This is a genomic window from Streptomyces sp. NBC_01214, from assembly GCF_026340975.1.
Taxonomy (GTDB): Bacteria; Actinomycetota; Actinomycetes; order Streptomycetales; family Streptomycetaceae; genus Streptomyces.
Genome location: NZ_JAPEOS010000003.1, coordinates 479,424 through 501,436 on the forward strand (window position 1 = coordinate 479,424; position 22,013 = coordinate 501,436).

Genomic DNA, 22,013 nt, shown 5'->3' on the forward strand with positions numbered 1-22,013 from the left:
CCCGGGGTACGGACCGGGGCACGCCCCCGGCCCGCTCGGGGACACAGCCGGGGGAGTGCTCCCGCCGCCCGCCGCCGCCCGCCGCTCGCCGCGCGCCCCGCCGCAGCCCTCCCTACAGTGCGAACCATGAGTGCCACCAGTACCACCGTGGAGGAGAAGCACGGCACCCGGAACCGCTTCCTGAACCGGGTGCCCGACGGGTTCGGCGCGTTCTTCGGAACGCTCGGCCTGCTCTGCGCCCTGCTGGCGCTCTCCCCCACGCTGCGGCGGCTCCTGCGGCCCATCGTGCGGTTCCTCGACCTGATCGTCGTACCGGTCAGCGCGAACCTCGCCTACGCCGTCTTCCTCTTCCTCCTCGCAGCGGCCCTCGGCACCCGCAAGAAGGTCGCCTGGTGGATCGTCATCACCTATTTGGCCCTGCTGATCGTCGACGACGTGCTGGAGATGGCCGTCGGCGCGTACTGGATCGGCATCCCCTCCATGGTCATCGCCGTCGCCGCGCTGGCCGTGCTGATCGCCGCCCGCGACGAGTTCTACGCCGCCTCCCGCCCCGGGGCGCTGTGGCACGCCCTGTTCGTGCTCGGCCTCGGCCTGCTCGCCGCCGTACTCGTGGGCTGGGCGCTCGTGGCCCTCTTCCCCGGCTCCCTGCCCCAGGGCCAGTGGCTGGACTGGGCCGCCAAGGAGGTCTTCGGCGGCCTCTTCTCGGCCAGGGAGTTCGACGGCCACCCGCCCCGCCCGCTCTCCTTCCTGCTCGGCCTCTTCGGCGCCGCCGCCCTGCTGAACGCGGCCATGACCCTCTTCCGCTCCCAGCGCCTGACCGCCGCCCTGCACGGCGACGAGGAATCCCGCATCCGCGCCCTCCTCGGCGCCTACGGCCGCAACGACTCCCTCGGCTACTTCGCCACCCGGCGCGACAAGGCCGTCGTCTTCGCCCCCAACGGCAAGGCCGGCGTCACCTACCGCGTCGAGGCCGGCGTCTGCCTCGCCAGCGGGGACCCGGTCGGCGACCCCGCCTCCTGGACCGCCGCCATCGACGCCTGGCTGGCCGTGGCCCGGCGCTACGGCTGGCAGCCCGCCGTCATGGGCGCCTCCGAAGACGGCGCCACCGCCTACGCCCGCTCCGGACTCGGCGCACTCCAGCTCGGCGACGAGGCCATCCTGCACGTGGCCCACTTCGACCTCGACGGCCGCGACATGCGCGTCACCCGCCAGGCCGTCAACCGGGTCCGGCGCACCGGGGCCACCACCGTCATCCGCCGCCACTCCGCCCTCTCCGAGGACGAGATGCAGAGGATCGTGGAGAGCGCCGACACATGGCGCGACACCGAGACCGAACGCGGCTTCTCCATGGCCCTGGACCGGCTCGGCGACCGCGCCGACGGGGACTGCCTGCTGGTCGAGGCCTTCGACGACAAGGGCGAGCTGATCGCCCTGCTCTCCTTCGTCCCCTGGGGCAAGGACGGCATCTCCCTCGACCTCATGCGACGCGACCGCACCGCTCCCAACGGGGTCATGGAGTTCATGGTCGCCCAGCTCTGCGCCGCGGCCCCCGCCCTCGGCGTGCACCGGATCTCCCTCAACTTCGCCGTCTTCCGCTCCGCCTTCGAGGAGGGCGGCCGGATCGGCGCCGGCCCCGTCCTCAAACTGTGGCGCAAGCTGCTCCTCTTCTTCTCCCGCTGGTGGCAGCTGGAGGCCTTGTACCGCTCGAACGTCAAGTACGACCCCGAGTGGTACCCGCGCTACCTCTGCTACCAGGACGCCGGCTCGCTCGCCCGGGTCAGCCTCGCCTCCGGCATCGCCGAGGGCTTCGTCTCCGTACCCAGCCTGCGCACCCTGTGGGGCAACGGCCATCCCAAGGGCCTCACCGCCATCGCCTCCACCGAGGGACTGCCCTCCATCGAATCCCTGGGCCTGGACGCGGTCGAGCAGGGGGACGCGGGGGCCCCGGCCGAGCGGCTGCCCGAGCAGGTCCGCGTCCGCCACGCGAAGCTGGACCGCATCCGGGCGGCCGGTACCGACCCCTACCCGGTGGGGATCCGCGCGCGCACCCACACCGTCGCGGAACTGAAGGCCACCCACGAGGGCGCCCCCGGCCGCCCCGCCCTCGCGCCCGGCGCCCGGACCGGCGAACGGGCCACCCTCGCCGGGCGCGTGATGCTCGTGCGCGACCTCGGCGGCGTGGTCTTCGCCGTCCTGCGCGACTGGTCCGGCGACATCCAGCTGATGCTCACCCGCGACGAAGCCGGGGCCGAGGTCCTGAACTCCTTCACCTCCCAGGTCGACTTCGGCGACCACGTGCTCGTCAGCGGCGAGACCGGCGCCAGCAAGGCGGGCGAGCTGTCGCTGGTGGTCCGGTCCTGGCAGCTCACCGGCAAGTGCCTGCGCCCCCTCCCCGACAAGCGCAAGGGTCTCGCCGACCCCGAGGCCCGGGTCCGGCGCCGCTACCTCGACCTCGTCGCGAGCCCCGAGGCCCGGGACGTCGTACGGGCCCGCTCCAGCGCGGTCCAGGCCCTGCGCCAGGGACTGCTCGACCGCGGCTACCTGGAGGTCGAGACCCCGATGCTCCAGCAGATCCACGGCGGCGCCAACGCCCGGCCCTTCCGCACCCACATCAACGCCTACGACCTGGACCTGTACCTGCGCATCGCGCCGGAGCTCTACCTCAAACGGCTCTGCGTCGGCGGCATGGAGAAGGTCTTCGAGATGGGCCGCACCTTCCGCAACGAGGGCGTCTCCTACAAGCACAACCCCGAGTTCACGATGCTGGAGGCCTACCAGGCCTTCGCCGACTACGACGTGATGCTCGACCTCACGCGCGAACTGATCCAGGGCGCCGCCACCGCCGCCTTCGGCTCGCCCATCGCCCACAAGGCGGGACCGGACGGGAAGCTCGTCGTCCACGACATCTCCGGAACCTGGCCGGTCAAGACCATGTACGGGGCCATCAGCGAGGCCCTCGGCGAAGAGGTCGACGCCGACACCGAGGAAGGGGTGCTGCGCCGGCTGTGCGACCGGGCGTCGGTCCCGCACGCCCCCGAGGACACCCGCGGCGACGTGGTGCTGGAGATGTACGAGCGCCTCGTGGAGGAGCGCACCAAGCTGCCCACCTTCTACAAGGACTTCCCCACCGACGTCTCCCCGCTCACCCGCCAGCACCGCCGGGACCCCAGGCTCGCCGAACGCTGGGACCTGGTCGCCTTCGGCACCGAACTGGGCACCGCCTACTCGGAGCTGACCGACCCCGTGGAACAGCGCCGCCGCCTCACCGCCCAGTCCCTGCTCGCGGCGGGCGGCGACCCGGAGGCGATGGAACTCGACAACGACTTCCTCGACGCCCTGGAGTACGCGATGCCGCCCACGGGCGGCCTCGGCATCGGCGTGGACCGCCTCGTCATGTTCCTCACGGGCCTGACGATCCGCGAAACCCTGCCCTTCCCCCTGGTCCGCCGCGGCTGACCGGGCCGCGGGACGGACGGGGCGGCCGCGCCGCCACTACGGCGGGACCGACCTCATTCCCTCGGCATGCGCCGCCCCAGCTCCAGCGCCTTCGCACGCAGCCCCGTGGACCAGCCGGCGCCGTCCGCCGGAGCGGCCGCTCCCGCGGCGGAGACCTGCACGTCCGTACGGGGGCCTTGCGGGGCGGCGCCGAGCCGCTCCCAGTCCACCCGGATCCCGGCACGCTCCGCCAGCACGACCACGGTGGCGGTGAAGCCCTCCGAGAGCGCGAGCAAGATGGCGTGGCTCGTCCTGCGGTGCTGTACCAGCAGGGCCTCGACGAAGGCCGCGAACGCGACCGGGTCGATCTGGCACTCGTCGTTCTCCATCGGCCCGATGCCCGAGCCGAGCCCCAGCTCCGCCTCGAAGACCGCCACTTGGCGGCGGAACATCCGGGAAGCCCCGTTGGACGGGTTCCACAGCGTCACGTCACCCATGTCGAAGTACTGACTCATCGTCGGCCCCTTCCGGCTCGTCCCTACGGGTCACCCTAGCCAGCGTGATCGAAGCGGTCGGCGTGGGCCGACCGGGTGAGGGGGAGGGGGTGCGTCCGCGCCTCTCGACAACTTCGACGATGTCGTTGATACGTAGTAATAATGAAAAATGACGAGCCGACAGTAGGGCGGCGCACGGTCCTGCGTACCGCTGTCTTCCTCGGGGTCGCCGCAGCCTCCGGACTGCTCAGCGTGGGTGGTGAGGGCGGTGCGGGTAACCCGGGGCCGGGACCGGGCGGGTCCGGGGCGCCGGCCGGACCGGGGGCGCGACCCGCGGCGGGCGCGCCGGGGCTACGGGCGCAGGCGCTGCCCGAGAAGTCGTACCGGCTGCGGCCGATGACCGCCGACGCGCCGATGCGCGCTGAGGCCCTGAAGCCGGCCGTACGGACCCGGCCCATCCTGGAACTCCCCGCCGAAGAAGCCGCGTCGGCCGGCATGGTGCTCACCTTCGACGACGGCCCGGACCCCCGCTACACCCCCGCCATCCTCGACACCCTCGCCCGGTACGGCGTACGCGCCATGTTCTTCGTCTGCGGGGAGATGGCCACCGAGAACCGGGACCTGCTGCGCCGGATGGTCGACGAGGGCCACGTCATCGGCAACCACACCTGGACCCACCCGCTCATCCCGGGGCTCAGCCGGCCCGCCCTCGCCTCCGAGATCGGTCGCACGAGCGAGGTCGTGCAGCAGGCCGTCGGCGAGGCGCCCTTGTGGTTCCGGGCCCCCTACGGAGCCTGGAACCGGGCTGCCTTCGAGATCGGGGCCGAGCTCGGCATGGAGCCGCTCGCCTGGACCGTGGACACCCTGGACTGGAAGGAACCGGGGACCCCGACGATCATCTCCCGGGTACTGGGCGGCGCGGCCCCCGGAGTGATCGTCCTCTCGCACGACGCCGGCGGCAACCGGTCGCAGAGCGTCCAGGCGATCTCCTCGTACCTTCCCCAACTGCTCGCACGGGGCTACCGGATGACCCTCCCGGTGCTGCCGCCCCGCTGAACCGGGGGCCGGGGGCGGGGCCGACCGCGGCGGATGCGCACGGCTCAGCGGGACTCCACCATGCGGGCGAAGACGACCACGTTGCCGTCGTAGCCGCGGGCCTTCGAGTATCCGCCGCCACAGGTGATCACCCGGAGTTCCGCGTGCCCGGTGTCCCCGTACACGCGGGCCCCGGGGAAGGCCTCCTTGGAGAACACCTCCACCCCGTAGACCTCGAACACCGCCGTGCGGCCGTCGTAGCGCTCCACCTCGATGTGGTTGCCCGGCTTGACTGAGCCCAGGCCGTAGAAGACCGCGGGGCCCTGCGCGTTGTCCACGTGACCGACGATCACTGCGGAGCCCCGCTGGCCCGGCGAGATGCCGTTGAGGTACCAGCCGGCGAGGTTGCGGTCCTGCGGGGGCGGCGCGTCGATCCAGCCCTCCGCGTCCAGCCCGACCGTCATCACCGGCGCGTCCACGTTGATCGTGGGGATCCGGATGCGCTGGACCGACGAGTGCTCCAGCACCTCCATGTCCGCCGGGGGCGTGGGTGGATTCGCCGGCAACTGGTCGGCCGTCACCGCGACGGCCGAGGCCGCGGTGGGCTGCGGCGGCCCGTCGCCGACGTCGACACCGTTGCGCACCATGGCGAGTCCGGTGAGCATGACCAGGGCGAGTACGCCCCACGGTGAGCGTTTGCGTGACTGCCCGGTCTCGTCCTCGCCCATCGTTCTCCCTTCCCGACGCGGGGGTCCCGACCCGCGATCCTGTCCCACCCCTGTACGCCCTACTTCACGCACGCTAAGGCCGAGTCGGCAGGACGGCGAGGGGGGGAGGGGCGAACGGGTGGCCGCCACCCGGAGGGAGCCGGACGGGGTGCGCCCATCCAGGTAATCGTCACATAAATGCCTGACGGGTCGTGACCTGCGGATCCGTCAGTTGCATTTCCCGCGCTTCGGCGTGTCGCTCAACCGGGCGGCCCAAAGCCTGAAATGCGGAGATGGCGGGACGACCCGAGGGTTCGACGTGGGAGGCGTTCTCGTCGATCATCCGGGGCCGACGCTCCGGGGCGCTTCCCGCTGGAGGTTCCACCATGCGTGTCTTGCGCGCTCTTACCGTGACGGCGGCAGCCTGCGCCGTGATCGGCCTCAGTGCCCCGTTCGCCTCCGCGAACCAGGACCCCGGGGGCCGGGGTGGGAATGGGGGTGGGAACGGCCCCAGCAACATCTCCGTCAACCCGTACTCCGTGCACCAGGGTTCCACGATGCAGGTGAGCGCGGCGGGCTGCGGTCACGGCGGTACCGTCACGTCGCCCGGCAACTTTCCACCGGCCAACCTGTCCGCGGGGTCGATCGGCTTCGCGACCGTCCGGATCTTCAACCACGCCTCGCCGGGGCACCACACGCTGGCGGTCAAGTGCAACGACAGCAATCTGGTCGCCACGCACCGCTTCACGATCTTGGAGGGCAACCCGTCGCAGGGCGGCATCGGCGGATCCTTCGGTCCGTCCACGGCCGAGACCGCCATCGGTGCGGGCCTCGTCGGCGCCGCGGCCCTCGGCGCCGGCGCCCACGTGCTGCGCCGTCGCCGCCCGCTCCGCAGCCGGGCCTGACCGGTCACCCCGGACGCAGATCCCCCGCTACCGCAGATCGCCCCGGGTCCACGTGAGGACCCGGGGCGATCGGCGGTAGCGGAGGACGTCCGGCGGGTTCAATGGCTACGGCCGGACCCCCTGCGGCGCAGGGCGAACACGGTGCCGCCCGCGGCGGCGAGGAACAGACCGGCGCCGGCGCCGAGCTCCACGCGATCCATGCCGGCCACGCTGCCGCCCAGACCGCCGCGGACCCCGAGGGCGGAGGTCGGGGTCGGGGTTGGGGTCGGGAAGAGGGTCGCTCCGGTGCCGGTCCGCGTGGAGCTCGTGGTGGGTCCGGTGGTGCCGCCGGCGATCGTCAGATCGGCCGAGCCGGTCTCCCCGTTGCAGGTGAAGGAGACGGAATAGACGGCTCCGCGACGCGCGTCCCGGTCCACGGTGACCCGTACGCTCTGGCCGCGCGCGATGCTCACGGTGTCGAAGACCCCGGAGGAGGCGGTGGCGTAGGCGGCGTTGCAGCGGCTGACCGCGAGGACCGTCTGCCCCCCGGGGGCGACGGTCGAAGGCGTGAGGGTGAAGCCGAACGAGGTGATGGGCTGGGCCTCGGCAGCGGTCGCGGCGGGCGCGCCGAGGACGCCGAGCGCGAGGACGGCGCCCGTGGCGCCGACGCTCAGCAGGGAGGTGGCGGAGGTACGTATCGCACCCATGGTTGATTCTCCGGATCCCCGAGGAGCAGCCGCGGAACGGTTTTCCGCACGTGGGGGGTCGTGCGCCTCGATGTTCGACACGCTAGGTCGGGGTGCGGTGACCCGCGATCAGGAACGGGCGAATGGGGCACGGCCCTGGGCCGAACCGGGGACGGGAGGCCCGTCCCCGGTTTGCGGGTGGCCCGGGCCGAGACGGCCGGGCGAGCCGGCCTAGCCGCCGAGGTCCAGGTGGGGGAACTGGGCGAGGAACGGTTCGGCGGTGGCGGAGATGCCACGGCCGAACGGCGCGTCGAAGTCCCAGATCAGGAACAGCAGGAACGCGATGAGGGCACTGAACAGGCCCGCCAGCAGCATCTCCCGGAAGGAGCGCCTGATCTGCAGGGTGAAGATCAGGCCCACGGTCACCAGGGCGCCGACGATCAGCCCGAACCACACCACTCCCGGCATGGTGGCCCCGGCACTCGAGCCGCGTGCGCTGCGCGCGTCGTCGACCACCGCGACCTGGTCGACCAGCGGCTGGTAGGCCTGCCCCTCGTGGTCGGTCTGCGGCTCGTAGTCGGTGACGTCCCGGCGGATGCGCTCCAGCAGTTCCCCGCCGTGCTCGGTGAGCTCGCCGTGGTCGGCCATCCGCTTCCACTCCGTGTCCACGACGTGGGTCACGTAGGCATCGACGTCGGACCGGATCCTCTTGCGCACCTCGGCCGGGTAGACCTCGGAGCGGACGCTGATCTCGTGCAGGGCCTGGGCCTCCTGGCGCACGTATTCCTGGGCGGCCCCGCGGCCCTCCCAGACACCGGCGATCGCCAGGCCCAACACGATCGCGTAGATCACCCCGATCATCATCGTCATGTACTCGATGACGTCCGGGGTCTCGTTCGGATCGTCGTCGTCGCCGATCCTCCTGTGGTTCAAGAAGGCGATGGACAGCACCACGGCACAGGCCGCGGCCATCGCGAGGGACAGGACGAGCCATTCCGACAAGATGACTCCCAATCGGTTACTGGTGGGGCGGAAGAAGCGCTAGCGCGGGCGCAGCGCGACGATCGCGAGCACCGCGGGAGCGGCGGTCAGCAGGGTGAAAGTCACCGGCGAGATGTGGTGCTCGACGGGTTTGCGGGCGGCCGCGTGATACGCGGGCCGGGCCACCGGTTTCGGTGGTGCGGGTTTCACCTCTGGGGCGGGCGGTGGCGGTGGTGCAGGTGGTGCGGGCGGGGGCGGTGCGGGAGCCCTGACCACGCGGGGCGGCGGGGGCGCCGGCTTCGGCGGGGGCGGCACGGGCCGGACCGGCTGCGGTGCGGGCTTCGGTACGGGCTTGGGCGCCGGCTCGGGAGGCGGCGGTTTCGGCGGTGCGGGTTTCGGGGGCGGTGGGGGCTCGGGCGGCGGCGGGGGAGTCGGCTCGGGTGGCGGCGTGGGTTTCGGTGGTTTCGGCGGCTTGGGCGGCGGCTTCGGAGGGCAGGGCGGAGGGGGCGGCGGTGGTGGGCAGTGGGGGTGGCCGTGACGGCCCCCGCCGTGCCCGCCTCCACGGCGTTTCCCGTGGTCGGAGCCCTGGTCGTCACCGTGATGTCCGCCACGCGGGTCGCGTCCGCGGTCGTTGCCACCGGCCACTGCGGCCACCACGGCGGCGGCCGGGCCGTCGCCGGAGTCGGTCGTCGCGTAGGCGCGGCTATCAGCCACGGCCGGCGTGACGGACAAGGCCGCCCACAGCAGGACCGGGACCGCCAGCAGGCGCCTGGCACAGGCTCTGTTCACCCCGGGAGCATGGGCCCGCGCGCGCCCGGGCACGCGAGGCTCGGCCCCCGGTTCGCCTGAACGGGTGGACTGCCGACCAGAGAGGTTTGAGCCATCCTTAGGTCGGTAGTGTGGTGACTCCGATCGAGCCTCAGTCAATTCCCATAAGGGACTTGTCGGTATCGGTCATTCCCTCGCCCGGCGAGGCGGTGCCTTTGGTGTGTGACGAAGAACGGATCGCCAATTTCCGCTTTTGCTCGCCCTGTTGGGAAATGATCAGTACATTCGGCTCGGACAGGAGTCCGACCTCACACGGACGACCGCAGGACCAACGCTTGGAGACCCCGATGGAGCGCCCCGCCTGGGCCCCGCCAGGCATCGACATATCGGTGCCGAGCGTGTCCCGCATCTATGATTACTATCTGGGTGGGTCCCACAATTTCGAGGTCGACCGCCAGACGGCTCGCCGTGCCATGGAATTCATGCCGGGACTGCCCAAGATCATGCAGGCCAACCGGGCATTCATGCGCCGCGCCGTCCGACACGCCGTCGCCGAGGGCGTCACGCAGTTCCTCGACATCGGCTCCGGCATCCCCACCTTCGGCAATGTCCACGAGGTCGCCCAAGCCGCCAGCCCGCAGGCGCGCGTGGTCTACGTCGACCACGACCCGGTGGCCGTCGCGCACAGCCGGGCCGTCCTCGCGGGGGACGACCAGAGCGGCATCGTCGCCGCCGACCTGCGCAAGCCCAAGGAGATCCTGGCCGCCCCCGAGGTCGGCCGGCTGCTCGACCTCGGCCGCCCGGTCGCCCTCCTTCTCGTCGCCGTCCTGCACTTCCTGGAGGACACGGACGACCCGTACGACGCCGTCGCAGAGCTGCGCGACGCGCTGGCCCCCGGCAGCCTCCTGATCCTCACGCACGCCTCGTACGAGGGAATCCCGCTCACCCAGGAAACCGCCGCCGGCACCGTGGGCGTCTACCGGGACATGCGCAACCCCCTCGTCATGCGGCCCCAGGAACAGATCAGCGGCTTCTTCGACGGGTTCGAGATGCTGGAGCCGGGCCTCGTGTCCATGCCCAACTGGCGGCCGGACCGGCCCGACAACGGCGAGGATGGCGAGACACCGGAGGACCCCTACGCCTTCTCGGGCTTCGGCGGCGTGGGACGCAAGGCGTGAGACTTCCGGCACAGACGGCGGGCGCGCCGAAAGTCGCCGCGGCACCCGCCGCGGCACCGGCCGCGGCACCGGCCAGCGGGTCCGCGGCCGCCCCGCACGGCGGCATCGAGGACCGGATCGCCCGTTTCGCCACGATCTGGGGCCGGGCGATCTTCCCGGTCACGGCGACCTCGCTGACCCGCACCGAGTTCGAACGGCACCTCGTACCCCTCACCCGCACGCTCACCGAGGCCCTGCACGCGAGGCCCTTCGACGCCTCGGTCGCCCAGCAGGTCGGGGCGGAACTCGTCGCCGTGCACTGCACCGATCCCGAGGCCCTGGCCGGCACCCTCGGCGTGATCGAGTCGTACCTGGTGCTCTACTGCGGCCCGGACGGACCCGAGGGCACCGGCGTGGAGGGCACCGAGGAGTACCGCTCCCGCTGCGCCCGGCTCCAGCACGCCATCGCGGCGGGATACGCCCGCGCGCTGCGCGAGCGCACCCTCAGGGAGCAGGAGGCCATCGCGCGCTCCGCGCTGACCGCGCGCACCGACGCGCAGCAGGCCCTGCACGCGAGCGAGGAGCGCTTCCGGGCGGTCTTCGAAGGCGCGGCCGTGGGGATCGGCATCGCCGACCTCGACGGGAACGTCCTGGAGGTCAACGACACGCTGCTGCAGATGTTCGGCGGCCTGGAAGGGCACGTCCGCAGCCGCAACGTCAGCGAGTGGGGACACCCCGACGACACCCCGCACGTCTGGCGGATGTACGGAGAGCTGGTGCGCGGCGAGCGCGAGAGCTACCGCGTCGAGAAGCCGTACTACCGGCACGACGGCACCGTGCTCTGGACCAATCTGACGGTGTCGCTGCTGCGCGACGCCGACGGGAAGCCGCAGTACCAGCTGGCGCTGATGGAGGACACCACCGAACGCCGGCTGTTGAACCTGCGCCTGCGCTACGAGGCCACCCACGACGCCCTGACCGGCCTGCCCAACCGGACGCTGTTCTTCGAGCGGCTGGAGAAGGCCCTCGGCGGGGCCGGCGGCGACCGCTACGGCCTGTGCTACCTCGACCTCGACGGTTTCAAGGCGGTCAACGACAGCCTCGGGCACTCGGCGGGGGACCGGCTGCTGGTGGAGGTCGCCGACCGGCTACAGAGCTGCGCGACCGGCCCCGGCGAGGTGGTCGCCCGGCTCGGCGGTGACGAGTTCGTTGCCCTGACCACCGGGTCCGACACCGAGCAGAAGGTGACCGACCTCGCGGTCCGCATACTGACCGCCCTGTCCACGCCGATCCGGCTGGAGGGCCGGGAACTGACGGTCCGCGGCAGCATCGGCATCGTCGAGGGACGGGCCAAGGAACGCACCCCGGCGGAGGTGCTGCGCAGCGCCGACATCACGATGTACCGGGCCAAGGCGGCGGGCGGCAATCGCTTCGAGTTCGCCGACGCTGAGGCCGACGCCCGCGCGATCACCCGCCACGGCCTGACCAACGCCCTGCCCGCGGCGCTGGAACGCGGCGAGTTCTTCATCGAGTACCAGCCGCTGGTCCACATGCGCGACGGCAGCGTGCACGGGGCCGAGGCGCTGGTGCGTTGGTCGCACCCGCAGTACGGGGTCCTGGGCCCGGACCGCTTCATCCCGCTCGCCGAGCGCACCGGACTGATCGTGCCGCTCGGCCGCTGGGTCCTGGAGGAGGCCGTCCGCCAGGCCCGCAGCTGGCAGCGCGAGCACGGAGGCGCGGCCCTGCGGATCAACGTCAACCTCTCGCCGACCCAGCTGCACCACCCGGGCCTGGTCGCCGACACCGTGGCGGTGCTGGAGAAGTCGGGCCTCGCTCCGGGCGCGCTATGCCTGGAGGTCACCGAATCGGCCCTGATAGGGGCCGACGACGAACTTCTAGAACCGTTGCGCCGGCTCGCCGCCCTCGGCGTGGACATCGCCCTCGACGACTTCGGCACCGGCTACTCGAACCTGGCCAACCTGCGGCGGCTGCCGGTCAGCGTCCTGAAGCTCGACCGCTCCTTCACCCAAGGGATGCAGCAGCAGCCCGCCAACCCGGTCGACGTCAAGATCGTGGAGGGGATCGTCGCCCTGGCGCACAGCCTCGAACTCGCCGTCACCGTCGAGGGAGTGGAGACCGGAGCCCAGGCCGCCCAGTTGCGCGCCCTCGGCTGCGACACCGCTCAGGGCTGGTACTACGCCCGGCCCGGGGCCCCGGACCGCATCCACAGCCTCTCCCTCTCGGACGCGGTGCCCACGCCCTCCTGACGTCCGCCCCGTCGGGAGGACCCGAGCCTCGGCCCGCGGCCCGGGCGGGGAGCCCGGGGCGACGGGCCCCCGTCGGGGCCCGGTCCGCCTCAGGCTCCGGCGGGCGGCGCGGCCGAGTCCAGGCCGACCTCCGTTCCCTGTCCGGGGGTCCGTACGGCCTCCACGACCCGCTCGTACCGTTCGGCCGTGTCGGCCAGGACCCCTGCGGCCACCGACAGCCGCTCCGCTTCGTAGGCGTCGAGCGCCGCGTCCGCGTCCGGCCCGGCGAGGGCGGCGGATAGGGCCCGGCCGAGCGCCGCCGCGTCCTCGATGCCGGTGTTCATGCCCAGCCCGCCGGCTATGGGATGCACGTGCGCGGCATCTCCGGCGAGCAGGACGCGGCCCTCCCGTATCCGCGTGGCCATGCGGACATTGACCCGCCAGGAGGAGAGCCAGGTGGGGTCCTCGAGCCGGATGCCCGGCACCCCGGCGCACCGGTCGAAGATCCGCTGGAAGCTCTCCAGGGAGGGCGGCACCGGTTCGCCGTGCTCGTCGTGCTCGGGGGAGGCCTGGAGCTGGAAGGAGTCCGTCCCCGGGATCGGACAGAGCAGCATTCCGCCGCCCTCCGAGGTGAACCACTGGTGCCAGACGTCCCGGCCGAGTCCCGGCGCCCTGACGTCACCGATGACCATCGCGGGCTCCGTGTCCCCGTTCCCCTCGAAGGGGATGCCGAGCAGCTTGCGGGTGGTGCTGCGCCCGCCGTCGCACCCGGCGAGATAGCGGGCCGCGATCACGCTTCCGTCCGCCAGCTCGGCGCGCACCCCTTCCTCGTCCTGGGCGATGCCGACGAGCTCCGCCCCGTACTCGACGTGCACGCCCAGTGAGGCGAGCCGGTCGCGCAGCGCCTCCTCGGTCTGCCACTGCCCGATCAGCAGGCCGGCGTCCGCCGGGGTGGGGGTGTCGTTGATGTGCTCGCCGTCGAAGTACTTGCGCAGGACCACCCCCGCGGTGCCGGCGGCGATCAGGGGTTCGGCCATGCCGAGCTCCTGGAAGATCGCGAGACTGCCGGCCCGGAGCCCCTTGCCCCGGGACTCGCGGTGCGGTTCGGTGCGCCGCTCGATGACGCGGACGGCGAATCCGCGCAGGGCGAGGTGGCAGGCGAGCGTCAGACCGGTGGGGCCGGAGCCAGCGATCAGTACATCGGTGTGGTTCATCGGAAGTCCTCTCCTCGTCGATGTCTCAAGGAAAGCGGCTCCCGACGAAAAAAGCAACCCGGTTAAAAAATTAACTCGGTCACGAATTCGTGCTACGCTGTGCGCATGGAGAACACGACGGGTCTGCGCGAGAACAAGAAGCTCCGTACGCGCCACCGGCTGGCGGCGACGGCGCTGGAGCTCTTCCTGGAACGGGGCTTCGACGCCGTGTCGGTGGCGGACGTCGCCGCCGCGGCCGAGGTCTCCAAGCCCACGCTCTTCCGCTACTTCCCGACCAAGGAGGACCTGCTGCTCGACCGGTTCGCCGACCATCAGGACGAGGCGGCGCGCATCGTGCGCGAGCGGCCCGCCGGCCACACCCCGGTGGGCGCCGTGCACGCGCACTTCCTGGCCGCCCTGGCCGAGCGGGATCCGATCACGGGGCTGTGCGACCACGCGAACGTGATGGCCTTCCAGCAGCTGGTCTACAGCACCGCCAGTCTGAAGAGCCGACTGAACCGCTACACCGAGCTCGAGGTGGACCTGCTCGCCGCCGAGTTGGAGGCGGAGGAGGTGCCCCCGCTCGCCGCCCGGCTCGCGGCGACGCATCTCGTGGCGGTCCGCCACGAGTTGGGCCGGCTGAACTGGCGGCGGATCGAGGCGGGTCAGAGCGCGGACGAGGCCCACGCGGCCGCGGTGGCCGATGCCGACCAGGCCTTCGCCATGCTGGCGGAGGGCCTCGACAAGGCCCTGCCGGCAGCCCCTGCCCCGCTGATATCCCCAGCCGCGCCCTGACGGCCGCGCCCTGACGGCCGCCCCGCCCGCGGGTCCGGGCGGGCGGGGTCAACCGAGCAGGAGGCGCTTCAGCTCGCGGGCCGCGCGCGGCGGAGCCACGTCGGTGCGGTGGGCCAGGGCGATCGTGCGGCGCAGCGGGGAGCCGGCCAGCGGGGTCACCCGCAGGCCCCGACCGGAGCGGTCGACCACCATCGCCGGGACCACCGCGATGCCGAGCCCTGCCCGGACGAAGCCCAGGACCGCGTCCATTTCGCCGCCCTCCACGGTGAAGACCGGCTCGAAGCCCTCCGCCCGGCAGGCCGCCACGGTGAGCTCCCGCAGGTCGTAGCCGTGTCGGAACATCACCATCGGCTCGTTCCGCAGCCCCGAGATGGTCAGCTCGCCGCCCCCGCCGGGTGCCGGCCTTTCCGCCGAGGAGACCACCACGAGGTCTTCCGTCAGTAGTTCCACCGTGGTCAGGGCCGGGGCCGAAGGCGGCAGCGGCAGCGCGATCAGGGCCAGGTCCAGGGCTCCGCGCGCGAGCTCCCGTACGAGGTCGAGCGAGCCGCTCTCCTCGATCAGCAGCTCGATCCCGGGATGCGCGTCGTGGAAGGCCCGCAGTACGTCCGGCAGCAGCCCCGTGCAGATGCTGGGCGTGGCGCCGAGCCGCACGCGGCCGCGTCGGAGCTGCGCCAGTTCCTGCACCTCCAGCCGCGCGGTGTCCGCGTCCGCCAGGATCCGCCGGGCCAGCGGCAGCAGCGTCTCGCCCGCGTCGGTGAGCGTGATGTTGCCCCGGGCCCGGCTGAACAGCTCGGCCCCTAGTTCCCGTTCGAGCGCCTTGATCTGCTGCGAGAGCGAGGGCTGGGCCACGTGCACGCGCTCCGCGGCCCGGGTGAAATGCAGGGTCTCGGCGACGGCCACGAAGTACAGGAGCTGCTGGAACTGCATCCGCTCAGGCTAGGCCCTGTCGTCAACGTCCCGTCGGGCCCGCGGCGTCCGGCACCGCACCTGATCCCCCAGACTCCGTCCGGGGGGACCCCCAGGTTGTCGGGGCGCCCGAGTACGTCCCGTGCACGGGCGTCCCTCCGCCCCGCCCTGCTTCCCCGCGGCCCTGTGGGCCTGGGGAGGCCCCAGGCGCCGGACGCCGCGGGCTCGGCTGACGCCCCTTTGGCAACAGGGCCTGGGGGCGTCCCTCCTTTGATAGCCATCATCTATCGATATCAGCTCCATCATGTCTTGGACCTTTCGGGAGCCCCGTCCGTACTGTCGAGGACATGGCTCTGGCAACGCGGACGGATCGACGGCCGTCCATTACGCGCACGATCTGGGACTCCTCCGTCGGCAAGAAGTCCGTGATGGCCGTGTCCGGCCTGATCATGCTCGGCTACCTCGTCGTGCACATGCTCGGAAACCTCAAGATCTTCTTCGGGGCGGACGAGTTCAACGGCTACGCCCACTGGCTGCGCACCCTCGGCTCGCCCTTCCTGCACTACGAGTGGGCCCTGTGGCTCGTGCGTGCGGGACTGCTCGCCGCGGTCGTCGCCCACGCCGTATCCGCGTACCAGCTCAGCCGCCGCGACATCAAGGCCCGCCCGGTGAAGTACGCCCACAAGCGCCGCCGCGCGAGCTACGCCACCCGCACCATGCGCTGGGGCGGGATCATCCTCGGCCTTTTCATCGTCTGGCACCTGCTCGACCTCACCACGCTCACCGTCAACGAGCGCGCCTGGGCCGGCCACCCGTACGAGAACGTCCTGTCCACCTTCTCCACCTGGTACGGGAACACCATTTACATCGTGGCCATGGCCGCTCTCGGCCTGCACGTCCGCCACGGCTTCTGGAGCGCCGCGCAGACCCTCGGCGCGGGCAGCGCCCGGCGCGAGCGGACGCTGAAGTTCCTGGCCAACGGCCTGGCCCTCGTCCTCTTCGCCGGCTTCGTGTCCGTCCCCGTAGCCGTCATGACCGGAGTGGTGAACTGACCATGAGCGCACCCCAGCACGACCGCGATCAGCACGACCGCGAGCAGCACCCCCACTACGCCGCCTACGCGACCGGCGAGCCCGTCGTCGACACCAAGGCCCCCGAAGGCCCGATCGCCGACCGTTGGGACCGTCGCCGCTTCGAGGCCAAGCTCGTCAACCCGGCCAACCGCCGCAAGCACACCGTCATCGTCGTCGGTACCGGCCTGGCGGGCGGAGCGGCCGGTGCGACACTCGCCGAACAGGGCTACCACGTGGTCCAGTTCTGCTTCTCCGACTCCCCGCGCCGCGCCCACTCCATCGCCGCCCAGGGCGGTATCAACGCCGCCAAGAACTACCGCAACGACGGCGACTCGGTGCACCGCCTCTTCTACGACACCGTCAAGGGCGGCGACTTCCGCGCCCGCGAGTCCAACGTCCACCGCCTCGCCCAGATCTCCGTGGAGATCATCGACCAGTGCGTGGCCCAGGGCGTCCCCTTCGCCCGCGAGTACGGCGGCCTCCTCGACACCCGATCCTTCGGCGGGGTCCAGGTGTCCCGCACCTTCTACGCCCGCGGCCAGACCGGCCAGCAGCTCCTGCTCGGCGCCTACCAGGCACTCTCCCGGCAGATCGCCGCGGGCAACGTCGAGATGCACGCCCGCACCGAGATGCTCGACCTGATCGTCGTCGACGGCGTGGCCCGCGGCATCGTCGCACGCGACCTGATCACCGGCGAGATCTCCACGTACTACGCGGACGCCGTGGTCCTGGCGAGCGGCGGCTACGGCAACGTCTTCTACCTCTCCACCAACGCCATGAACTCCAACGCGACCGCCGTCTGGCGGGCGCACCGGCGCGGCGCGTACTTCGCCAACCCCTGCTTCACCCAGATCCACCCCACCTGCATCCCGCGCACCGGCGACCACCAGTCCAAGCTCACCCTCATGAGCGAGTCCCTGCGCAACGACGGACGCATCTGGGTCCCCAAGGCCCACGGCGACACCCGCGCCGCGGCCGACATCCCCGAGGCGGAGCGCGACTACTACCTGGAGCGGATCTACCCCTCCTTCGGCAACCTCGTGCCCCGCGACATCGCCTCCCGCGCCGCGAAGAACGTCTGCGACGAGGGTCGCGGCGTGGGCCCCGGCGGCCAGGGCGTCTACCTCGACTTCGCGGACGCCATCCGCCGCATGGGCCGGGACAAGGTCGCCGAGAAGTACGGCAACCTCTTCGAGATGTACGAGCGGATCACCGCGGAGAACCCGTACGAGGTCCCCATGCGGATCTACCCCGCCGTGCACTACACGATGGGCGGCCTGTGGGTCGACTACGACCTCCAGACCACCGTCCCCGGCCTCTTCGCCATCGGCGAGGCCAACTTCTCCGACCACGGAGCCAACCGCCTCGGCGCCTCCGCCCTGATGCAGGGCCTCGCCGACGGCTACTTCGTGCTCCCCTCCACGATCAACGACTACCTCGCCCGCCACCCCCACCGGAGCGCCGTCGACGACGCCCACCCCGAGGCCGTGGCCGTCGTGAACGAGACCCGCGAGCGGCTCGCGAAGCTGCTCGCCGTCGACGGCGACCGCACCCCCGACTCCTTCCACCGCGAGATCGGCGAACTCATGTGGGAGTACTGCGGGATGGCCCGCAGCGAGGAGGGGCTGCGCAAGGCGCTCGACCGGATCCCCGAGATCCGCGAGGAGTTCTGGCGCCGGATCAAGGTCCCGGGCAGCGGCGAGGAGTTCAACCAGTCGCTGGAGAAGGCCAACCGCATCGTCGACTACCTCGAACTCGCCGAGCTGATGTGCCTCGACGCGCTCGCCCGCGCGGAATCCTGCGGCGGCCACTTCCGCGAGGAGTCCCAGACCCCCGACGGCGAGGCGGCCCGTCAGGACGAGGCCTTCTCCTACGCCGCGGCCTGGGAGTTCACGGCCACCGGGGCCGCCCCCGTCCTGCACAAGGAAGACCTCGTCTTCGAGTACGTCCACCCCACCCAGCGGAGCTACGCATGAAGCTCACCCTGCGCGTCTGGCGCCAGCGCGGCGCCGACGCCCCCGGTCACATGGCCTCCTACGAGGTCGACGGCATCTCGAAGGACATGTCCTTCCTGGAGATGCTCGACACCCTCAACGAGGACCTCATCCTGCGCGGCGAGGATCCGGTCGCCTTCGACCACGACTGCCGCGAGGGCATCTGCGGTGCCTGCAGCCTCGTCATCAACGGCGACGCCCACGGCCCGGAACGCACCACCACCTGCCAGCTCCACATGCGGTCCTTCGCCGACGGCGACACCATCGACGTCGAGCCGTGGCGGGCCGCCGCCTTCCCCGTGGTCAAGGACCTCGTCGTCGACCGCGGCGCCTTCGACCGGATCATCCAGGCCGGCGGCTACATCACCGCCCCCACCGGCGCCGCCCCCGAGGCGCACGCCACCGCCGTGCCCAAGGCCGATGCCGACTTCGCCTTCGAGCACGCCGAGTGCATCGGCTGCGGCGCGTGCGTGGCGGCCTGCCCCAACGGCTCCGCGATGCTCTTCACCTCCGCCAAGGTCAACCACCTGAACGTCCTCCCGCAGGGCTCGCCGGAGCGCGAGACCCGGGTGCTGGACATGGTGGCCCGAATGGACGAGGAGGGCTTCGGCGGCTGCACCCTGACCGGCGAGTGCGCCACGGCCTGCCCGAAGGGCATCCCGCTGCCGTCGATCGCCGCGATGAACAAGGAGTGGCTGCGGGCGGTGCGCAAGGGCCCGCGCTGACCCCGAGGTCCCGGGGCGGCTGCTCCTGCTCCGCCACCGCCCCGCCCCTGCCCGCCCCTGCCCCCTGCGCCGATCGGCTGACCGGTACGGCCCGTACCGCGCCGCGCCCCGGCGCCGCCCGGGCCGTGGGGGACAGTGGCGCCATGCCAGAAGCCCCCGCCAGGTCCGGACCGCGTCGCCGAGCCGTCCTGGCCGCCGCCCTTGCCCCGCTCGCCGGAGCCGGGTGCACGGGCGAGGCAGCCTGGCGCACCCCGGCGCCGGGTGCTCCCGGTACTCCCGGTGCGCCGAGTACTCCCGTCGGGCCCAGGGACGCCCTGGTGATGGTGATCCGGCACGCGGAGAAGCCGTACGCCGGTGGCGTCGGCCGGGACGCGCAGGGCGAGGACGACCCCGGTTCGCTGGCCGGCCGCGGCTGGCGCCGGGCCGAGCGGCTCCCGCGCCTCTTCCCGCCGGCTCCCGGCTCCTCGCTGCCCCGCCCCGCGGCGGTCTTCGCGGCAGGCGGGAAGGGGGCCGCCGCCCCCGCGCGGTGCCAGCAGACGGTGGCGGCGCTCGCCACCGCCCTGCGCACCCCCGTCCGCGCCGAGTTCGCCGTCGGCGCCGAAGCCGCCCTCGTGCAGGCCGCGTTGGCCGCGCCCATGCCCGTACTCGTCTGCTGGGAGCACAGCGGGATCCCACGCCTGACCCGGGCCCTCGGCGCCGACATGGTCCCCGGCACCCCGGCGACCTGGCCCGACCGGCACGACCTCGTCTGGATCTTCACCCGCCGCCGGGGGCGGTGGAGCTTCCGCGAACTGCCGCAGCACCTGCTCCCCGGCGACGTCTGAGTCGTACCGCCGGATCGGCCCTCCGGATCGGCCCGCCGATGCCGCGCCGTTGTTCAGGCCACCGTCTGCTCCACCGGGATCCACAGCTCCGCCTTCGCCTCTGTCCCGTCCCGGGACACCCGGGTGCGCAGGATTTCGGGCCCCGGCCGGCTCCGGTAGGGGTTGGACGGGAACCACTGCGTGAACACGTCCCGCCACAGGTACTGGAGCGTCTGCGGGAACGGGCCGGAACTCTCGAAGACCGCCCACGCTCCGGCCCGGACGGTGAGCGCGTCCATGTCCTCGGGCACGGCGGCGCGGGTCACCACCCCGTGGTAGTAGTCGAGTTCGGTTCCCTCCGCGCGGCTGTCGTGCAGGTTGTCGCTCGCCGAGATGATCCCCTCCGGCTCCTGGTCGGACAGGCTCTGGATGCGCCGCAGCGTCTCCTGGCCGATCCCGCGGATGAAGGCGATGGCCTGGTTCGGCCCCTCGTGCACGAGCGGGACCCGCGCCTTCCTGCCGACCACACGGAACTCGTCCTTCTCCACGACCTTGTACTCCATGCTGCTGCTCCCTTCGACGATGAGGCGGAAGGACATCCGTGGCTGTGAACGCAGCGTCGCACCATGGCGCCTCGCCTCGCCGGGACCGACGCCGTGCACGGCCCGGAACGCACGCGCGAACGCCTCTGCGGAGGTGTAGCCGTAGCGCACCGCGATCTCCAGGAGCGTCCGCTCCCCGCCCAGCACCTCGGCGCCCGCGACCGTCAGCCGCCTGCGGCGGATGTACTCCGACAGCGGCATCCCGGCCAAGGCGGAGAACAGCCGCCGGAAGTGGTACTCCGACGTCACCGCGATCCGTGCCAGGTCGGCCGCCTCGATCGGCTGATCGAGGCGGTGCTCGACGTGCTCCATGGCCTGGTTCAACCGCTCCAGCATCCTGTGTCCTTCCCTTTCGACCACTCACGTTAGGAGGGACCCACCACGGCGGACCCGACATCCTGTGCCCGGTCCGGTCGGGTGGGGTCGGGTCCGGTCCGGACGTCTGGGACCGTCCCGCCCGGGGCCGGACGCGGAGCCCGGCAGCGTTGCGCGTACGGTCGACGCATGCACGATCAGCGAGACCACGGCCAGGTAACCGGAGGGCCGGAGCACGGGCAGGCGGATCAGCCTGCCGCAGCGGCCGAAGCGGTGGTGTTCGTGTGCGCGGCATGCGACGTCCCCCTGACGGGGCCGCTCACACGGCTGCCCGAAGTTCCCGAGGCGCCCTACTACGCATGGTGGGAAGTCGACGAGCGGGGTCCGTCACCGGCAACCGTGCCGTCGGGATGCTACGCGATCGAGACGCAGCCGTACGGTGCGCCCCTGGTCGTCACCGAAACGCCCGGGCCGGTGATGCCGCGCCACGGGGGCCACATGAACGTGGACGGCGAGCACCTGGTGTCGCAGGGCCCGCGGGGCAACATCGTCATCAACCCGGACGATGCCCGGGGCCTGGAGTTGCAGCACGCATCGCCCGCCTGCTGCGGAGCGACTCCGAACGGCGGAATGAACCAGCTGTGCGCCTGCGGAACCCTTGTCGCGACCCTCTGCTCCGACTGCTGCCTGCCGTACGAACTCCATCTCTCGGCCGACCACGTCCGAGCGGTTCGCCCTTGAGCCGGGTGCGGGCCGCTCCCCGGACCGAGCCTCCGACCGAGCCTCCGGACCCCGCCCGGCGCACCGTCAGAAGGCGTACCGGATCCGCAGCCACGGCGCACGGGTGGCGACGAGTGCGCGCATCGTCTCGACGGCCCCGGCCTTCACCCCGTTGCGGTAGCGGACGTTCCAGCTTCCGTTCTCGGAGCGCTTGGGCTGCTGGAGCTCCGGCCGCCACGACGCCTCCTCCGCCCTCCGCGGCGGCCTGGTCCACACAGGTGCTCCCGTCCACGTTCCGGCCGGCGCCGGTGGCGCGGGGCGCGTCGTGCCGGAGGTTCCCCGGGCCCCGCTGAAGAGCAGCGACGTACCGGCAAAGTGCAAGGTGCCAGCCGCCCTTGACCAGCGCTGCGACCGTGGTGTCGTAGGACTTCCTCGGGTCGGTGGGACGTCGTCCTTGGGCTTCTCGATGAACCCGGCCGCCCGCGGAGGCCGCA

General features: G+C 72.1%; 21 protein-coding genes and 1 pseudogene. 11 read left to right on the forward strand and 11 right to left on the reverse strand.

The features are described 5' to 3' along the window. Nucleotides 1-126 precede the first annotated feature (126 nt). Nucleotides 127-3,456, forward strand: a complete 3,330-nt coding sequence (lysX, locus tag OG594_RS38370; RefSeq protein ID WP_266607028.1) for a bifunctional lysylphosphatidylglycerol synthetase/lysine--tRNA ligase LysX — start codon at nucleotides 127-129, stop codon at nucleotides 3,454-3,456. A 53-nt stretch (nucleotides 3,457-3,509) separates the two neighbouring features. Here the strand turns inward: lysX and OG594_RS38375 are convergent, their stop codons facing one another. After that, a complete protein-coding gene (locus tag OG594_RS38375; protein WP_266607029.1) occupies nucleotides 3,510-3,950 on the reverse strand; it encodes a DUF6086 family protein in 441 nt (146 codons plus the stop codon). A gap of 141 nt (nucleotides 3,951-4,091) precedes the next feature. Between OG594_RS38375 and OG594_RS38380 the strand changes: the two genes are divergently transcribed. After that, nucleotides 4,092-4,985, forward strand: a complete 894-nt coding sequence (locus tag OG594_RS38380) for a polysaccharide deacetylase family protein (RefSeq protein WP_266607030.1) — start codon at nucleotides 4,092-4,094, stop codon at nucleotides 4,983-4,985. A gap of 44 nt (nucleotides 4,986-5,029) precedes the next feature. Here the strand turns inward: OG594_RS38380 and OG594_RS38385 are convergent, their stop codons facing one another. Together OG594_RS38385 and OG594_RS38390 are read right to left on the reverse strand one after the other, a co-directional pair. Further along, on the reverse strand, nucleotides 5,030-5,692 hold the full coding sequence (locus OG594_RS38385) for a class F sortase (RefSeq protein WP_266607031.1): 663 nt from the start codon (nucleotides 5,690-5,692) through the stop codon (nucleotides 5,030-5,032). A gap of 169 nt (nucleotides 5,693-5,861) precedes the next feature. Beyond that, on the reverse strand, nucleotides 5,862-6,014 hold the full coding sequence (locus tag OG594_RS38390; RefSeq protein ID WP_266607032.1) for a hypothetical protein: 153 nt from the start codon (nucleotides 6,012-6,014) through the stop codon (nucleotides 5,862-5,864). 43 nt (nucleotides 6,015-6,057) lie between these two features. Between OG594_RS38390 and OG594_RS38395 the strand changes: the two genes are divergently transcribed. Continuing rightward, nucleotides 6,058-6,576: a hypothetical protein gene (locus OG594_RS38395; protein ID WP_266607033.1), complete on the forward strand. Its 519-nt coding sequence runs from the start codon at nucleotides 6,058-6,060 to the stop codon at nucleotides 6,574-6,576. Between the two features lie 98 nt (nucleotides 6,577-6,674). On the opposite strand, the gene OG594_RS38400 is transcribed toward OG594_RS38395, so the two are convergent. From OG594_RS38400 to OG594_RS38415, 4 genes are all read right to left on the reverse strand, one after another. Further along, on the reverse strand, nucleotides 6,675-7,262 hold the full coding sequence (locus tag OG594_RS38400) for a hypothetical protein (RefSeq protein ID WP_266607034.1): 588 nt from the start codon (nucleotides 7,260-7,262) through the stop codon (nucleotides 6,675-6,677). 210 nt (nucleotides 7,263-7,472) lie between these two features. Next, nucleotides 7,473-8,243 (reverse strand): DUF4239 domain-containing protein, encoded by a 771-nt coding sequence (locus tag OG594_RS38405; RefSeq protein ID WP_266607035.1) that lies wholly within the window; start codon nucleotides 8,241-8,243, stop codon nucleotides 7,473-7,475. A 39-nt stretch (nucleotides 8,244-8,282) separates the two neighbouring features. Then, the gene (locus OG594_RS38410) at nucleotides 8,283-8,432 is read right to left on the reverse strand and encodes a hypothetical protein (protein WP_266607036.1); all 150 of its coding nucleotides are present in this window, start codon (nucleotides 8,430-8,432) and stop codon (nucleotides 8,283-8,285) included. Between the two features lie 709 nt (nucleotides 8,433-9,141). Next, the gene (locus tag OG594_RS38415; protein WP_266608915.1) at nucleotides 9,142-9,399 is read right to left on the reverse strand and encodes a hypothetical protein; all 258 of its coding nucleotides are present in this window, start codon (nucleotides 9,397-9,399) and stop codon (nucleotides 9,142-9,144) included. Here OG594_RS38415 and OG594_RS38420 point away from each other — a divergent pair. Together OG594_RS38420 and OG594_RS38425 are read left to right on the forward strand one after the other, a co-directional pair. Continuing rightward, nucleotides 9,338-10,168 carry an SAM-dependent methyltransferase gene (locus OG594_RS38420; protein ID WP_266607037.1) on the forward strand — a complete coding sequence of 277 codons (831 nt, stop codon included), beginning with the start codon at nucleotides 9,338-9,340 and terminating at the stop codon, nucleotides 10,166-10,168. The two genes, OG594_RS38415 and OG594_RS38420, sit on opposite strands and share 62 nt — an antisense overlap. 104 nt (nucleotides 10,169-10,272) lie before the next feature. After that, the gene (locus OG594_RS38425; RefSeq protein WP_266608777.1) at nucleotides 10,273-12,414 is read left to right on the forward strand and encodes a bifunctional diguanylate cyclase/phosphodiesterase; all 2,142 of its coding nucleotides are present in this window, start codon (nucleotides 10,273-10,275) and stop codon (nucleotides 12,412-12,414) included. Between the two features lie 89 nt (nucleotides 12,415-12,503). Here the strand turns inward: OG594_RS38425 and OG594_RS38430 are convergent, their stop codons facing one another. Further along, the gene (locus OG594_RS38430; RefSeq protein WP_266607038.1) at nucleotides 12,504-13,607 is read right to left on the reverse strand and encodes an FAD-dependent monooxygenase; all 1,104 of its coding nucleotides are present in this window, start codon (nucleotides 13,605-13,607) and stop codon (nucleotides 12,504-12,506) included. A gap of 105 nt (nucleotides 13,608-13,712) precedes the next feature. Here OG594_RS38430 and OG594_RS38435 point away from each other — a divergent pair, with 105 nt between their 5' ends. Beyond that, nucleotides 13,713-14,381, forward strand: coding sequence for a TetR/AcrR family transcriptional regulator (locus OG594_RS38435; RefSeq protein WP_266607039.1), 669 nt, complete (start codon nucleotides 13,713-13,715; stop codon nucleotides 14,379-14,381). Nucleotides 14,382-14,429: 48 nt separating this feature from the next. Here OG594_RS38435 and OG594_RS38440 read toward each other — a convergent pair whose 3' ends face one another. Beyond that, a complete protein-coding gene (locus OG594_RS38440) occupies nucleotides 14,430-15,308 on the reverse strand; it encodes a LysR family transcriptional regulator (protein WP_266607040.1) in 879 nt (292 codons plus the stop codon). Between the two features lie 326 nt (nucleotides 15,309-15,634). On the opposite strand from OG594_RS38440, the gene OG594_RS38445 reads away from it, so the two are divergent. The 4 genes from OG594_RS38445 to OG594_RS38460 all read left to right on the forward strand — a co-directional run bounded on the left by OG594_RS38445 (nucleotide 15,635) and on the right by OG594_RS38460 (nucleotide 19,903). Then, complete coding sequence (locus OG594_RS38445) at nucleotides 15,635-16,339, forward strand: succinate dehydrogenase (protein ID WP_266607041.1); 705 nt, start codon at nucleotides 15,635-15,637, stop codon at nucleotides 16,337-16,339. Between the two features lie 2 nt (nucleotides 16,340-16,341). Beyond that, nucleotides 16,342-18,336, forward strand: a complete 1,995-nt coding sequence (locus OG594_RS38450; protein WP_266607042.1) for a fumarate reductase/succinate dehydrogenase flavoprotein subunit — start codon at nucleotides 16,342-16,344, stop codon at nucleotides 18,334-18,336. Further along, nucleotides 18,333-19,079 carry a succinate dehydrogenase/fumarate reductase iron-sulfur subunit gene (locus OG594_RS38455; protein WP_030011685.1) on the forward strand — a complete coding sequence of 249 codons (747 nt, stop codon included), beginning with the start codon at nucleotides 18,333-18,335 and terminating at the stop codon, nucleotides 19,077-19,079. Before OG594_RS38450 ends, OG594_RS38455 begins: the two co-directional genes overlap by 4 nt. 143 nt (nucleotides 19,080-19,222) lie before the next feature. Continuing rightward, a complete protein-coding gene (locus OG594_RS38460) occupies nucleotides 19,223-19,903 on the forward strand; it encodes a hypothetical protein (protein WP_266607043.1) in 681 nt (226 codons plus the stop codon). Between the two features lie 53 nt (nucleotides 19,904-19,956). Here the strand turns inward: OG594_RS38460 and OG594_RS38465 are convergent, their stop codons facing one another. Beyond that, nucleotides 19,957-20,820, reverse strand: coding sequence for an AraC family transcriptional regulator (locus OG594_RS38465; protein ID WP_266607044.1), 864 nt, complete (start codon nucleotides 20,818-20,820; stop codon nucleotides 19,957-19,959). Nucleotides 20,821-20,988: 168 nt separating this feature from the next. On the opposite strand from OG594_RS38465, the gene OG594_RS38470 reads away from it, so the two are divergent. Continuing rightward, on the forward strand, nucleotides 20,989-21,540 hold the full coding sequence (locus OG594_RS38470; protein ID WP_266607045.1) for a hypothetical protein: 552 nt from the start codon (nucleotides 20,989-20,991) through the stop codon (nucleotides 21,538-21,540). Nucleotides 21,541-21,606: 66 nt separating this feature from the next. Here OG594_RS38470 and OG594_RS38475 read toward each other — a convergent pair. After that, nucleotides 21,607-21,774, reverse strand: a pseudogene (locus tag OG594_RS38475) (spore photoproduct lyase family protein); the annotation flags it as partial. Nucleotides 21,775-22,013 lie beyond the last annotated feature (239 nt).